We start from the raw sequence: 11,391 nt of genomic DNA, 5'->3' as shown, positions 1-11,391 counted from the left end.
AGATCAAGATCAAGATCAAGATCAAGATCAAGAGCAGCAACTCTTCTGAAAAATGGCTATATAGCTACAGTTACAGTCCTGCCAGAAAAATTCTGAATACAGTGGCTGCGCCGCAAAAGCCGTTATTGCTGATCATTGTAATGAAACTTCGGCATCTCCCAATGAAACCGAATCGCCAACAACCGCACCAGAAAACCACCAAACAGTGTCAGCAGCATGGCCTGCTCCGCCGGCACCTTGAAGTAAACACACCCCAGATAGAACCAAGCCGCCGCGAACGAAACACTGGCATACAGCTCACGCCGAAACACCAACGGAATATCATTGCAGAAGATGTCCCGCAGAATGCCGCCAAACACCCCGGTAATCACCCCGCTGATGGAGGCGACAAGGAACCCCTGCCCCATCTCCAGCGCGGTCATGCAGCCGATCAGGGTGAACGCCACGAGACCCAGGGCGTCGAGCACCAGGAACAACGACCGCAGGTGGCGCATCAAGGGCGCGATGAAGATGGTCAGCAGCGCCGCGAAGCTGGTCAGCACCAGGTACTCGGGATGCTTCACCCAGGTCAGCGGGTAGTGCCCGAGCAGCACGTCACGCACCGAGCCGCCACCCAGCGCGGTGACGCAGGCGATCAGCACCACGCCGAACCAGTCCATGCCCCGACGGCCAGCGGACAGGGCGCCGGTCATGGCTTCGGCGGTGATGGCAATGAGATAGAGCATCAGCAACATGGTGCAGGTCCGTGCGGGAAAGGCGCGCAGTCTACCCAGTCACGCAAGGCACCAAAAGGGGCGCGCCGACGATCATCGGCGCAGGAGGTCAGACCTTGATGAAATGCTCACGGTAGTGACGCAGTTCGCCAATCGACTCACGGATGTCGTCCAACGCCAAATGGGTGTTGCCCTTCTTGAAGCTGTCACGCACTTCCGGCGCCCAGCGCGCGGCCAATTCCTTGAGCGTGGACACATCGAGGTTGCGATAGTGGAAGTAGTTCTCCAGCTCGCGCATGTGGCGATAGAGAAAACGGCGGTCCTGGCAGATGCTGTTACCGCAGATCGGCGACTTGCCCTTCGGTACCCACTGCTCGAGGAAAGCGATGGTCTGCGCCTCGGCCTCGGCCATGCTCACCTTGCTTTCGCGCACGCGCTGGGTCAGGCCCGAGGCGCCATGGGTGCGGGTGTTCCACTCGTCCATGCGCGCCAGCACCTCGTCGCTGTGGTGAATGGCGATCACCGGGCCTTCGGCCAGGGTGTTCAGCTCGCTGTCGGTGACGATGGTGGCCATCTCGATGATGACGTCGTTGTCCGGATCCAGGCCGGTCATCTCCAGATCGATCCAGATCAGGTTCTGTGGGTTTAGCATGAAAGGGCTCCTCGAATAGGCCGTCATATTAGCCTAGCGAACGGGTGTTGGGCGCGCCGTGCTAAACTGCCTGCCGTTTTCTTTCTGCCCCGCCGACACGGAACCTTCATGGCCAAACGCCAGCTCAACCGCCGCCAGAACTGGCGCATCGAAAAGATCCAGGGTGAACGCGCCGCTCGCGCCGCCAAACGCGAGCAGCATGTGCTGCAGGAACTGGAGGGTGGCGACCTGGGACCGGAGCAACTGGGCCTGGTGATTGCCCACTTCGGCGTGCAGGTCGAGGTCGAGGCCCAGGACGGCGAGGTCGCGGGCCAGGTATTCCGCTGCCACCTGCGGGCCAACCTGCCGGCGCTGGTGACTGGCGACCGTGTGGTCTGGCGCGCCGGCAACCAGGGCATCGGCGTGATCGTCGCGCAGATGCCGCGCAACACCGAACTGTGCCGGCCGAACAACCATGGCCAGCTCAAGCCGGTGGCAGCCAACGTCGACCTGATCGTCATTGTCTTCGCCCCTGCGCCCGAACCGCACCCCAACCTGATCGACCGTTACCTGGTCGCCGCCGAGCATGCCGGCATCCGCCCGTTGCTGCTGCTGAACAAGGCCGACCTGATCAACGACGAGAACGCCCCGACTCTCAATGCCATGCTCGAGGTCTACCGTGGCCTGGGCTACCCGCTGCTGGAAGTCTCGGCGCACCAGGGCGATGGCATGCAGCGCTTGCAGCAGACACTCGATGGTCATATCAGCGTGTTCGTCGGCCAGTCGGGCGTGGGCAAGTCCTCGCTGGTCAACAGCCTGCTGCCTGATGCGGGCACCCGTGTCGGCGACCTGTCGGAATGGTCCGGCCAGGGCACCCACACCACCACCACCGCGCGCCTCTACCACTTCCCCAATGGCGGTGACCTGATCGACTCTCCAGGCATCCGTGAATTCGGCCTGGGCCATGTCAGCCGTGACGATGTCGAGGATGGCTTCATCGAATTCCGCGAACTGATCGGCAACTGCCGCTTCCGTGACTGCAAGCATGACCGCGAGCCTGGTTGTGCCCTGCTCAAGGCGCTGGAAGACGGCGGCGTCACGCAGCAACGGATGAACAGCTACCGTTCAATCATTGCCAGCTTGCCGGAAGACACCTACTGATTGGCGGATCTGCCGGCTTTTGCTGTAGGAGATGTTACCGGAGCAGGTAGGACCACTCCGGTTTCGCAGTCACCTATTGTCCAGCTCTCCGCTTTCCCCGATGGTCATGCCTTGTCGTCGGCATTGATCAGGGAGGGCAACAAGGATGCCGGTTTTCATCAGTTACCGCCGAGATGAGCGGCTCGATGCCTTCATCCTCAACGAACGCCTTCTGCTAGAAGGCATTCCTACTCAACTTGTCCCCTTCGACGACGAAGGCCAGACCCTCGACGACCTGCATGGTTGCTTTTGCCAGCACATGGCCGATGCCACTCACTGGATCGGCGTGCTCTACGAGGCCCATGGCGAAGACTGGTGGACAGCCTGGCTGCTGGGCGCTGCGGCCATGGCGCATCGGCGAGTGACTTTCTACCATGCTGGCTCGACTGACCTGCCGCAGCGCCTGGGCAAGTGGCCAGTGATGCGGGAACGGGAGCATATAGACCTTTTCGTGCGCGCATACCATGACGAGCAGACTTTTGGCCGGGCCATGGCTTCGCAGGCCGGGCGCAGCTTAGTGTCGGACAGGGACAATGCGGATTTCTTCCATGCCGATCTCAAGGCCAAGATCAGGCGGGGGTTCTGAATGCATCGGGGCCGCGAAGCGGCCCCTGTCCTTTACTGGTCTTTGGCCTCATCCATCTTCAACACGCCATCCTCGAAGATGTTCAGCTTCTGGCGCAACTCGCGCGGTTGCATCGGCGTATCGCCCGGAGTCGCGGCCGCACCTGGCGCAGCGCCCGCAGGCGGTGCTTCAGCGCCAGGCGGCGCAGCCTGCGGCTTGCCCTGCTCACCCTCGATATCGCGCTGGGCTTTCTTGGTCAGGACGATGATGTCGATACGACGGTTGACCGGGTTGAACGGGTTGGCGCGATCGAACAGCGACGACGATGCATAGCCGACCACACGGGCCACCTGCTCATCTGGATAGCCACCGGCGACCAGTGCGCGACGCGCCGCGTTGGCGCGGTTGGCCGACAGCTCCCAGTTACCAAAGTCGCCGGTACCGGAATACGGCTTGGCATCGGTATGGCCACTGATGCTGATCTTGTTCGGCACCGCCTTGATGGTGTCGGCCATGGCTAGCAGGATGTCTTCGAAGTACGGCTGCAGGCGTGCGCTGCCCAGGTCGAACATCGGCCGGTTCTCGGCATCCATGATCTGGATGCGCAGGCCGTCCTGGGTGATCTCGAACAGGATCTGGTCCTTGAACTTTTGCAACTGCGGGTTTTCCTCGACCTTGTTCTGCAGCTCCTGCAGCAGCAACTCGAGGCGCTCGCGCTCGACCTGCTCGGCCATGGTCTCGACCTTGTCCTTGTCCAACTGCAAGCTTGTATCCGGCGTCGGCTCGGACTTCACTTCCGGGTTGATGGTCTTTTCGGGCGCCAGCTGTGGCGAACCACCCAGGTCAATGATGTAGGGCGTGCCACTTTCGGAGAAGCCGATCGGATCCTTGAAGTAACCGGCAATGGCGATCTTCTGCTCGGGCGTGGCGGTCGACAGCAACCACAGCACCAGGAAGAATGCCATCATCGCCGTGGCGAAGTCGGCGAAGGCGATTTTCCAGGCGCCGCCGTGATGGCCGTCGCCGAAGCGCTTGACGCGCTTGACGATGATGGGCTGATTGTTCTCCATGGCTTAGCGACCGCGTACTGCTTGTTCCAGCTCGGCGAAGCTCGGGCGGTGCGCCGGGTACAGCACCTTGCGACCGAACTCGACCGCCAGCGACGGCGGCATGCCGGAAGCCGAGGCCACCAGCGAGGCCTTGATCGCCTCGTAGACGTTCAGCTCTTCCTTGGCATCGTGGCGCAGGGCGTTGGCCAATGGGCCGAAGAAGCCGTAGGCAGCAAGAATACCGAAGAAGGTACCAACCAGCGCCGCACCAACGTGCAGGCCGATGGACTTCTGGTCACCGTCACCCAGCGACGCCATGGTCACCACGATACCCAGTACCGCCGCGACGATACCGAAGCCGGGCATGCCGTCGGCGATCCCGGTCACTGCGTGAGACGGGTGCTCGAGCTCTTCCTTCATGCTCAGCAGCTCCATGTCGAACAGCCCTTCAAGCTCGTGGGGCGCCATGTTGCCGGTGGACATGATCCGCAGGTAGTCGCAGATGAACGCGGTCATGCGCTCGTCACCCAGCACCGCCGGGTACTTGGCGAAGATCGGGCTGGCCGCGGCGTCCTCGATGTCGCCCTCGATCGCCATCATGCCTTCACGACGGCTCTTGTTGAGGATCTCGTACACCAGGCCCAGCACTTCCAGGTAGAAGGTGTGGGTGAAGCGGGTGCCGAACATCTTCAGCGACTTCTTGATTACATGCATGGTCATGTAACCAGGGTTGGCCTGGAGGAACGCACCAAAGGCCGCGCCGCCGATGATCAGCACTTCGAACGGCTGGATCAGTGCCGCGATCTTGCCGTGGGAAAGCACGTAGCCGCCGAGCACGCTCGCGAATACGACGATGATGCCGATAATTTTAGCCATAAGTTGGAAGCACTTGCTGTCGTGGTCAGGATAGGGAACGGAAGCTTGAAAACTCTTCTTCTACTTATCGGCAGAACTGCGCCAGACTATAGCCACTCATTGCGAAAAGCCAGTTCGGACTGATGTCAATATGCCAATTGAAACCAAGGTGCCAAGTCAGGCTCCGTCGAGTCTAGAGGCCTGGATCAAGCTGCTCGACGGGGTCCGCGTACCGGTGCCGAAAGAGAGCCATGATCGCGTGCTGCAAGCCATCAACGACAGCCGTCGCTCCCTGCGCGATATCGCCGAACTGATGCAGGACAGCCCCGCGCTGGTGCTCTGCGTGCTGCGCGAGGCCAACCACCCGGCCAACGCCAGCCAGGCCGAACCGGCCGAGAGCCTGGAAATAGCCCTTAACCGCCTTGGCCTGGCCCGCGTCAGCCAACTGCTGGCACGCCTGCCATCGCTGCCGGCCGACGAGATCCCGCCGGTGCTGCGCCAGTTCCTGCTGATCAGCCAGCATGCCACCCAGCAGGCCAACGGCCTGTTCGCCAGCCGCCTGGCGCGCTTGTGGCAGGAAATCCACTGGGGCAGCTTGTTGTTCCTCTCGCCCCTGTGGCCGCTGGCCCTGGCCTATCCCAAGTTGCTGGACACATGGGAGCTGCGAGTTATCCACAAGGGCGAGGAGGCTGCTGAAGTCGAGCAGCAACTGTTTGGCGTGCGCATCATGCAATTGTGCCAGGCCATGGCCGACCACTGGCGCCTGCCCGAGTGGGTGACCCAGGGTTACCGCCTGCTGATGGACGAGCGCGAACAACTGGCGCAGGTACTGAACATCGCCCGCGAACAGGACCCGCTGGTCCAGCAACAGCGCCTGGACGAAGAGCCGGCCCTGCGCCGCTGGTTCAACCAGCCCCCGAATACCGTACTGCTGGCCAACGGCCTTGCCCTGGCCGCCCAGGTTGGCTGGGACAATCCGCATTTGCTGCGCTGGCAGCTGCTTACCGCCCTTTATCTGCAGACCACGCTGGACGATGTGCAGCAGCAGGTTCACCAGCAGGCCGCGGCCAGTGCCCGCCATCACGCCCGGCATGCCCTGTTCCACCCGGCCGAGGCGCTGATCTGGCCTTGGCACCAGCGCCGCCCGCACCCGGACATGCTCACCCCGCCACCGCCCAGCACCGAGGAGCTGGGCCGCTGGCGCACGCTGTGCCAGGAACTGCTCGCCCAGCCGAGCCCGTTCAGCAACACCGTGCACCTGGCCACCCAGGCCCGCGAAGCGCTACTGGCGTGCGGCATGCAGCGCCTGATGCTGCTGAGCCTGGACAAGGCTACCGACCACCTGCGGGTGCAGCAAACTGCGGGCCTGCCCAAGGAAGCCAGCGTCATTGCGTTGCCGATCGCGCAGAACAAACTCCTGCAGAAACTGATGAGCAAGGCCGGGCAATTGCGCCTGACTCCCGAGAACCACGCCCAGTTCACCGCGCTGCTGCCAGCGCCACTGCGCGCATTCTTCCGCAGCGAACACCTGCTGCTGCGCTCGCTGGCGGTCGGCGACCAGGTGCTGATGCTGGCGGTGGCGGACCAGGACGGCAAACCGCTGGCCGATGTCAGCGTGCAGGCGTTCGGTAAAACCGTGCAATGCATCGAGCGCGCCCTGGCCATCTTCGGCAACCGCCATTCATGATTGCCTTGCGCTACAATCGCCCCCTTTGCACCCTGGAGACCGTGGATGACTGACTTTTCCGGCTTGCCCCTGGTGATCGAAGCCAAGGACCTGCTGCCGCGCCTGGAATCGCCGCAACTGATCCTGGTCGACCTGACCAGCGCCAACCGCTATGGCAGCGGCCACATCCCCGGGGCACGCTTCGTCGATCCCAAGCGCACCCAGCTGGGGCAACCACCGGCGCCTGGCCTGCTGCCGGCACGCGCCGATCTGGAAAAGCTGTTCGCCGAACTCGGTCATCGCGACGATGCGATCTATGTGGTCTACGACGACGAAGGCGGCGGCTGGGCCGGCCGTTTCATCTGGTTGCTCGACGTGATTGGCCACCAGCGCTATCACTACCTGAACGGCGGCATACAGGCCTGGCCGGCGGACAAACTGTCCACCGAGGTGCCCGCCAGCATGGGCGGCGCGGTGAACCTGCGACTGCACCCGGAGCCCACCGCCACCCGCGAATACCTGCAAAGCCGCCTGGGCGCCGCCGACCTGGTCATCTGGGACGCTCGCGGGCCACTGGAATACAGCGGCGAGAAAGTACTGGCCGCCAAAGGCGGGCATATTCCCGGCGCGATCAACTTCGAGTGGACCGCCGGCATGGACCTCAACGACCACCTGCGCATCCGCAAGGACATCGCCGAAGTCCTGCAAAACCTGGGCATCACCCCAGACAAGGAAGTGATCACCCACTGCCAGACCCACCACCGCTCCGGCTTCACCTACCTCGTGGCCAAGGCCCTCGGCTATCCACGGGTGAAGGGCTATGCCGGTTCCTGGGGCGAATGGGGCAACCACCCCGACACGCCCGTCGAAGTTTAAGGACGCTCAATGAAATCCCGCTTGTTCATCATCAGCCAGTACCTGCTGCCGCACCACCTGCTGTCGCGGCTGGCCGGCTGCGTCGCCGAGTGCCGCGCACGCTGGTTCAAGAACGCCTTCACTGCCTGGTTCGCCAAGCGCTACCAGGTGAACATGTCCGAGGCACTGGTCGAAGACCTCAGCGCCTACGAGCACTTCAACGCCTTCTTCACCCGTGCCCTCAAGCCCGGTGCCCGCCCGCTGGACGAAACCCCCGGCGCGATCCTCTGCCCGGCCGACGGCGCGGTCAGCCAGCTCGGCCCGATCGAACATGGCCGCATCTTCCAGGCCAAGGGTCACGGCTACAGCGCCCTGGAGCTGCTGGGCGGCGACCCGGCCCTGGCCGCGCCGTTCATGGGCGGCGAGTTCGCCACCATCTACCTGTCGCCCAAGGACTACCACCGCGTGCACATGCCGCTGGCCGGCACCCTGCGCGAGATGGTCTATGTGCCGGGGCGGCTGTTCTCGGTCAACCAGACCACTGCAGAGAACGTACCGGAGCTGTTCGCCCGTAACGAGCGCGTGGTCTGCCTGTTCGATACCGAGCGCGGGCCGATGGCCGTGGTGCTGGTCGGCGCGATGATCGTTGCCTCGATCGAGACCGTCTGGGCCGGCCTGGTCACGCCGCCGAAGCGCGAGCTGAAGACTTTCCGCTACGACGACTCCAGCCGTGCTCCGATCCATCTGGAGAAAGGCGCCGAGCTGGGCCGCTTCAAGCTGGGCTCCACCGCCATCGTGCTGTTCGGGCCAGAACAGGTGAAGTGGGCGGAGAGCCTCGGTGCCGGCTCCGCCGTGCGCATGGGTGAGCTACTGGCGCAGCCCGCCCAGGCCTGATCAATCTGGTAAGCAAAAGGCCCTGCATGATTCACGTCATGCAGGGCCTTTTTCATAGGGTCGGCTTTGCAGCCCCAGGGCTCAAGATCAACCCCGCGCTTCGCGATCGCGTACGCCGAGCAGGTACAGCACACCATCCAGGCCCAGGGTCGAGATCGCCTGCTTGGCCGACTGACGCACCAGCGGCTTGGCGCGGAACGCCACACCCAGGCCGGCCAGGGACAGCATCGGCAGGTCGTTGGCGCCATCGCCCACGGCTATGGTCTGCTCAAGCTGCAGGCCCTCTTCACTGGCCAGTTGCTGCAGCAGAGCAGCCTTGCGCTGCGCATCGACGATCGGCTCGACGGCCACGCCGGTGACCTTGCCGTCCACCACTTCCAGCTCGTTGGCGAATACATAGTCGATGCCCAGGCGCGCCTGTACCTGCTTGGCGAAGTAGGTGAAGCCGCCGGAAAGGATCGCAGTCTTGTAGCCCAGGCGCTTGAGCTCGGCGAACAGGTGCTCGGCACCCTCGGTCAGGCGCAGCGAGGCGCCAATCTGGTCCAGTACGTTCACGTCCAGGCCCTTGAGCAGCGCCATGCGCTCTTTGAAGCTGGCGCGGAAATCCAGCTCGCCACGCATCGCGCGCTCGGTGATCGCCGCCACCTGCTCACCGACACCGGCAGCCTTGGCCAGCTCGTCGATGACTTCGGCCTCGATCAGCGTCGAGTCCATGTCGAACACCGCCAGGCGGCGGTTGCGGCGGAACAGGTCGTCACGCTGGAAGGCGATGTCGATGTTCAGCTCTTCGGACAGCGCGAAGAAGTCGGCGCGCAGTGCCTGGGCGTCGCTGGCTTCGCCACGCACGGAGATTTCCAGCGCGGACTTGCCCTTCTCGACCTGGGCATCAAGCGCCACGCGGGCCGACAGGCGCTCGATGCGCTCGATAGTCAGGCCGTACTGGCTGATGATGGCGCTGACCCGCTGCAACTGTTGTGGCGTGACCCGGCGGCTGAGCAGGGTGACGATGTGGCGGGCCTCGCCCTGGCTGTCGGCCCAGTGCTGATAGTCGGCCTCGGAGATCGGCGTGTAGCGCGCCTGCAGGTTCAGCTCATGGGCCTTGGCCTGTACGCTTTGCAGCAGCGCGGTGGCCACCTCGTTGTCGGGGATGTCGACCAGGATGCCGAACGACAGCGTGCCATGCATGACCGCAAGGCCGATGTCGAGAATATTCACACCGCCCTGGAGCAGGACGCCGGTGATGGCCGCGGTAAGACCTGGACGGTCTTCACCAGTGATGTTGATCAGGACGATTTCGCGCAAGACCGGGCTCCAACTCGATGAAAAATGCGCATTCTACCGATTTTCCATGACCATCGGGCGCCAACGCTACTTTGCCGACAAAACACGTATCGCTATACTGCCCAGCAACTTTCTCGCCATGAAGAGCCGCGCTCTGTGAACCGGCCCACGCCCGTTAAACCCGATAACTTCTTCCTGATGATCTACCGAGCCCTCAGCCAGCGCCGAATCCCACTGGCCCTGCGCATTGCCTGCCATAACATCTTCCTGGTGGCCCTGGCCCTGGTGATCTATGCCTGCGTGATGGGTTTGCAGTTCAAGCAGGCCATGCACGATCAAGCCGATGCCGTTGGCCAGAGCCTGACCACGCAAACGGCCACATCGGCCACCGAGCTGCTGGTGTCCAACGACATCCTCAGCCTCAACGTGCTGCTCGGCAACCTGGTGAAGAACCCGCTGGTGGCCCATGCCGCCATCTACAGCGTGGACAACCGCATCCTCGCCGAGGCCGGCCAGCGCCCACGCAATAGTTTGCTGGGCGAAACCGAAGGGGTCTACCAGACCAAGATCACCTTCCAGGACGTGACCGCCGGCCAGTTGCGCATCAGCCTGGACATGAGCCAGTTCCAGCAACCGATGCTGATCAGCCTGCAGAGCATGGGTATCCTTGCCGCGATCCTGTTGGCCCTGGCACTGACCCTCAGCCTGCGCCTGGGTCGTTTCATCTCCACCCCGCTGCTGCAACTGCGCGTCTGGTTGCGTGATCCGCACCCCTACACGCCGGGCATCGAGCGTCAGGACGAGATAGGCGACCTGGCCCGTCAGCTGCACGCCCGCCTCGCCCCGCCGCCACCTCCGGAACCGGAAGAAGAAGACGAGCCAGACGATTTCGATGACATGCCCGCTCCCAAGACCGCGCCACGCACGAAGGTAGCGGCGCTGGCACCCGATCAAGACGATGACGATGACGCCTTCGCCGATCTGCTGGATGAGCAAAGCGCGCCGGCCAAACCCGTCATCGTTGAGTCCGACGAACCGCAGCACAGCGCCGTGCTGGCCGTGCAACTGGGCTCCCAGGAGCAACTGCGCCGCCTGCCACGCACTCGCCTGACCGAACTGCTGGAGCGCTACCGCGACTGCCTGGACCAGGCCGCCTCGCTGTACGAAGGGGAAGTCCATACCTTGAACGACGGCAGCACCCTGCTGTTGTTCCACAGCCGTGACAGCGGCGAGGACTACCTCACCAACGCCATCTGCTGTGGCGAGCTGCTACGCGCCCTGGGCCACGCCCTGCAGATCGAGGTGGCCGACAGCGGCATCACCCTGCAACTGCAGCTGGGCCTGGTGCTGGCCGACGACCTGCAAGGCATGGATCAGGTCGACTTGCTGATGACCGAACAAGCCCAGGACGCGCTGGCCTTGTCGCAGCACAGCCGCAACCTGCTGCTCGTGGAGCGCCGTATCAGCGATGATGCTCTGATCCGCCAGCGTGCGCGTATCCGGCCGATCGCCAGCCCGGAGGGCGCGTGCTGTGTCGAGCGCCTGATGGAGCCTTACCCGTCCATGCTGGAGCGCCAACTGGCGCGGATGCACGAGCGCCGCGCATGAGCCAACGCTGATTCAAGGCCTGTGTGGGAGCGGGCTAGCCCCACGATAACATCGGGGCAGGCAATGTTGCTGTA

At 63.4% G+C, this 11,391-nt stretch carries 11 protein-coding genes; 6 read left to right on the top strand and 5 right to left on the bottom strand.

Annotated features, from left to right (window positions below; genetic code table 11):
- Nucleotides 1-122: 122 nt before the first annotated feature.
- The gene (locus tag BMY03_RS23345; protein WP_023630647.1) at nucleotides 123-734 is read right to left on the bottom strand and encodes a trimeric intracellular cation channel family protein; all 612 of its coding nucleotides are present in this window, start codon (nucleotides 732-734) and stop codon (nucleotides 123-125) included.
- A gap of 88 nt (nucleotides 735-822) precedes the next feature.
- On the bottom strand, nucleotides 823-1,365 hold the full coding sequence (gene orn, locus BMY03_RS23340) for an oligoribonuclease (protein ID WP_023630648.1): 543 nt from the start codon (nucleotides 1,363-1,365) through the stop codon (nucleotides 823-825).
- A 108-nt stretch (nucleotides 1,366-1,473) separates the two neighbouring features.
- Between orn and rsgA the strand changes: the two genes are divergently transcribed.
- Together rsgA and BMY03_RS23330 are read left to right on the top strand one after the other, a co-directional pair.
- The gene (rsgA, locus tag BMY03_RS23335) at nucleotides 1,474-2,505 is read left to right on the top strand and encodes a small ribosomal subunit biogenesis GTPase RsgA (protein WP_094012385.1); all 1,032 of its coding nucleotides are present in this window, start codon (nucleotides 1,474-1,476) and stop codon (nucleotides 2,503-2,505) included.
- 145 nt (nucleotides 2,506-2,650) lie between these two features.
- Nucleotides 2,651-3,130 carry a hypothetical protein gene (locus BMY03_RS23330; RefSeq protein WP_023630650.1) on the top strand — a complete coding sequence of 160 codons (480 nt, stop codon included), beginning with the start codon at nucleotides 2,651-2,653 and terminating at the stop codon, nucleotides 3,128-3,130.
- A 32-nt stretch (nucleotides 3,131-3,162) separates the two neighbouring features.
- Here BMY03_RS23330 and motB read toward each other — a convergent pair whose 3' ends face one another.
- Both motB and motA read right to left on the bottom strand, forming a co-directional pair.
- The gene (gene motB / locus BMY03_RS23325) at nucleotides 3,163-4,179 is read right to left on the bottom strand and encodes a flagellar motor protein MotB (protein ID WP_023630651.1); all 1,017 of its coding nucleotides are present in this window, start codon (nucleotides 4,177-4,179) and stop codon (nucleotides 3,163-3,165) included.
- 3 nt (nucleotides 4,180-4,182) lie between these two features.
- Nucleotides 4,183-5,034 carry a flagellar motor stator protein MotA gene (motA, locus tag BMY03_RS23320; RefSeq protein WP_023630652.1) on the bottom strand — a complete coding sequence of 284 codons (852 nt, stop codon included), beginning with the start codon at nucleotides 5,032-5,034 and terminating at the stop codon, nucleotides 4,183-4,185.
- 130 nt (nucleotides 5,035-5,164) lie between these two features.
- Here motA and BMY03_RS23315 point away from each other — a divergent pair, with 130 nt between their 5' ends.
- The 3 genes from BMY03_RS23315 to asd are packed head-to-tail and all read left to right on the top strand — an operon-like array spanning nucleotide 5,165 to nucleotide 8,428.
- Nucleotides 5,165-6,700, top strand: coding sequence for an HDOD domain-containing protein (locus BMY03_RS23315; RefSeq protein WP_094012384.1), 1,536 nt, complete (start codon nucleotides 5,165-5,167; stop codon nucleotides 6,698-6,700).
- Nucleotides 6,701-6,745: 45 nt separating this feature from the next.
- Complete coding sequence (gene rhdA, locus BMY03_RS23310; RefSeq protein WP_094012383.1) at nucleotides 6,746-7,555, top strand: thiosulfate sulfurtransferase; 810 nt, start codon at nucleotides 6,746-6,748, stop codon at nucleotides 7,553-7,555.
- A gap of 9 nt (nucleotides 7,556-7,564) precedes the next feature.
- Nucleotides 7,565-8,428, top strand: coding sequence for an archaetidylserine decarboxylase (asd, locus tag BMY03_RS23305; RefSeq protein WP_094012382.1), 864 nt, complete (start codon nucleotides 7,565-7,567; stop codon nucleotides 8,426-8,428).
- An 87-nt stretch (nucleotides 8,429-8,515) separates the two neighbouring features.
- On the opposite strand, the gene serB is transcribed toward asd, so the two are convergent.
- Complete coding sequence (gene serB / locus BMY03_RS23300) at nucleotides 8,516-9,730, bottom strand: phosphoserine phosphatase SerB (protein WP_094012381.1); 1,215 nt, start codon at nucleotides 9,728-9,730, stop codon at nucleotides 8,516-8,518.
- A 135-nt stretch (nucleotides 9,731-9,865) separates the two neighbouring features.
- Between serB and BMY03_RS23295 the strand changes: the two genes are divergently transcribed.
- On the top strand, nucleotides 9,866-11,317 hold the full coding sequence (locus tag BMY03_RS23295; RefSeq protein ID WP_094012380.1) for a histidine kinase: 1,452 nt from the start codon (nucleotides 9,866-9,868) through the stop codon (nucleotides 11,315-11,317).
- Nucleotides 11,318-11,391 lie beyond the last annotated feature (74 nt).

The organism is Pseudomonas soli, from assembly GCF_900110655.1.
Lineage (GTDB): Bacteria > Pseudomonadota > Gammaproteobacteria > Pseudomonadales > Pseudomonadaceae > Aquipseudomonas > Aquipseudomonas soli.
Note: the sequence above shows the minus strand (reverse complement) of the source record. Positions and strands in the feature narration are given on the sequence as shown.

What these genes read in the sequence shown, in the direction of transcription:
- rsgA (WP_094012385.1), top strand. Translation starts at nt 1,474, where the DNA reads ATGGCCAAACGCCAGCTCAACCGCCGCCAGAACTGGCGCATCGAAAAG.
- motA (WP_023630652.1), bottom strand. Translation starts at nt 5,034, where the DNA reads ATGGCTAAAATTATCGGCATCATCGTCGTATTCGCGAGCGTGCTCGGC.
- BMY03_RS23315 (WP_094012384.1), top strand. Translation starts at nt 5,165, where the DNA reads ATGCCAATTGAAACCAAGGTGCCAAGTCAGGCTCCGTCGAGTCTAGAG.
- BMY03_RS23345 (WP_023630647.1), bottom strand. Translation starts at nt 734, where the DNA reads ATGTTGCTGATGCTCTATCTCATTGCCATCACCGCCGAAGCCATGACC.
- rhdA (WP_094012383.1), top strand. Translation starts at nt 6,746, where the DNA reads ATGACTGACTTTTCCGGCTTGCCCCTGGTGATCGAAGCCAAGGACCTG.
- orn (WP_023630648.1), bottom strand. Translation starts at nt 1,365, where the DNA reads ATGCTAAACCCACAGAACCTGATCTGGATCGATCTGGAGATGACCGGC.
- BMY03_RS23330 (WP_023630650.1), top strand. Translation starts at nt 2,651, where the DNA reads ATGCCGGTTTTCATCAGTTACCGCCGAGATGAGCGGCTCGATGCCTTC.
- asd (WP_094012382.1), top strand. Translation starts at nt 7,565, where the DNA reads ATGAAATCCCGCTTGTTCATCATCAGCCAGTACCTGCTGCCGCACCAC.
- motB (WP_023630651.1), bottom strand. Translation starts at nt 4,179, where the DNA reads ATGGAGAACAATCAGCCCATCATCGTCAAGCGCGTCAAGCGCTTCGGC.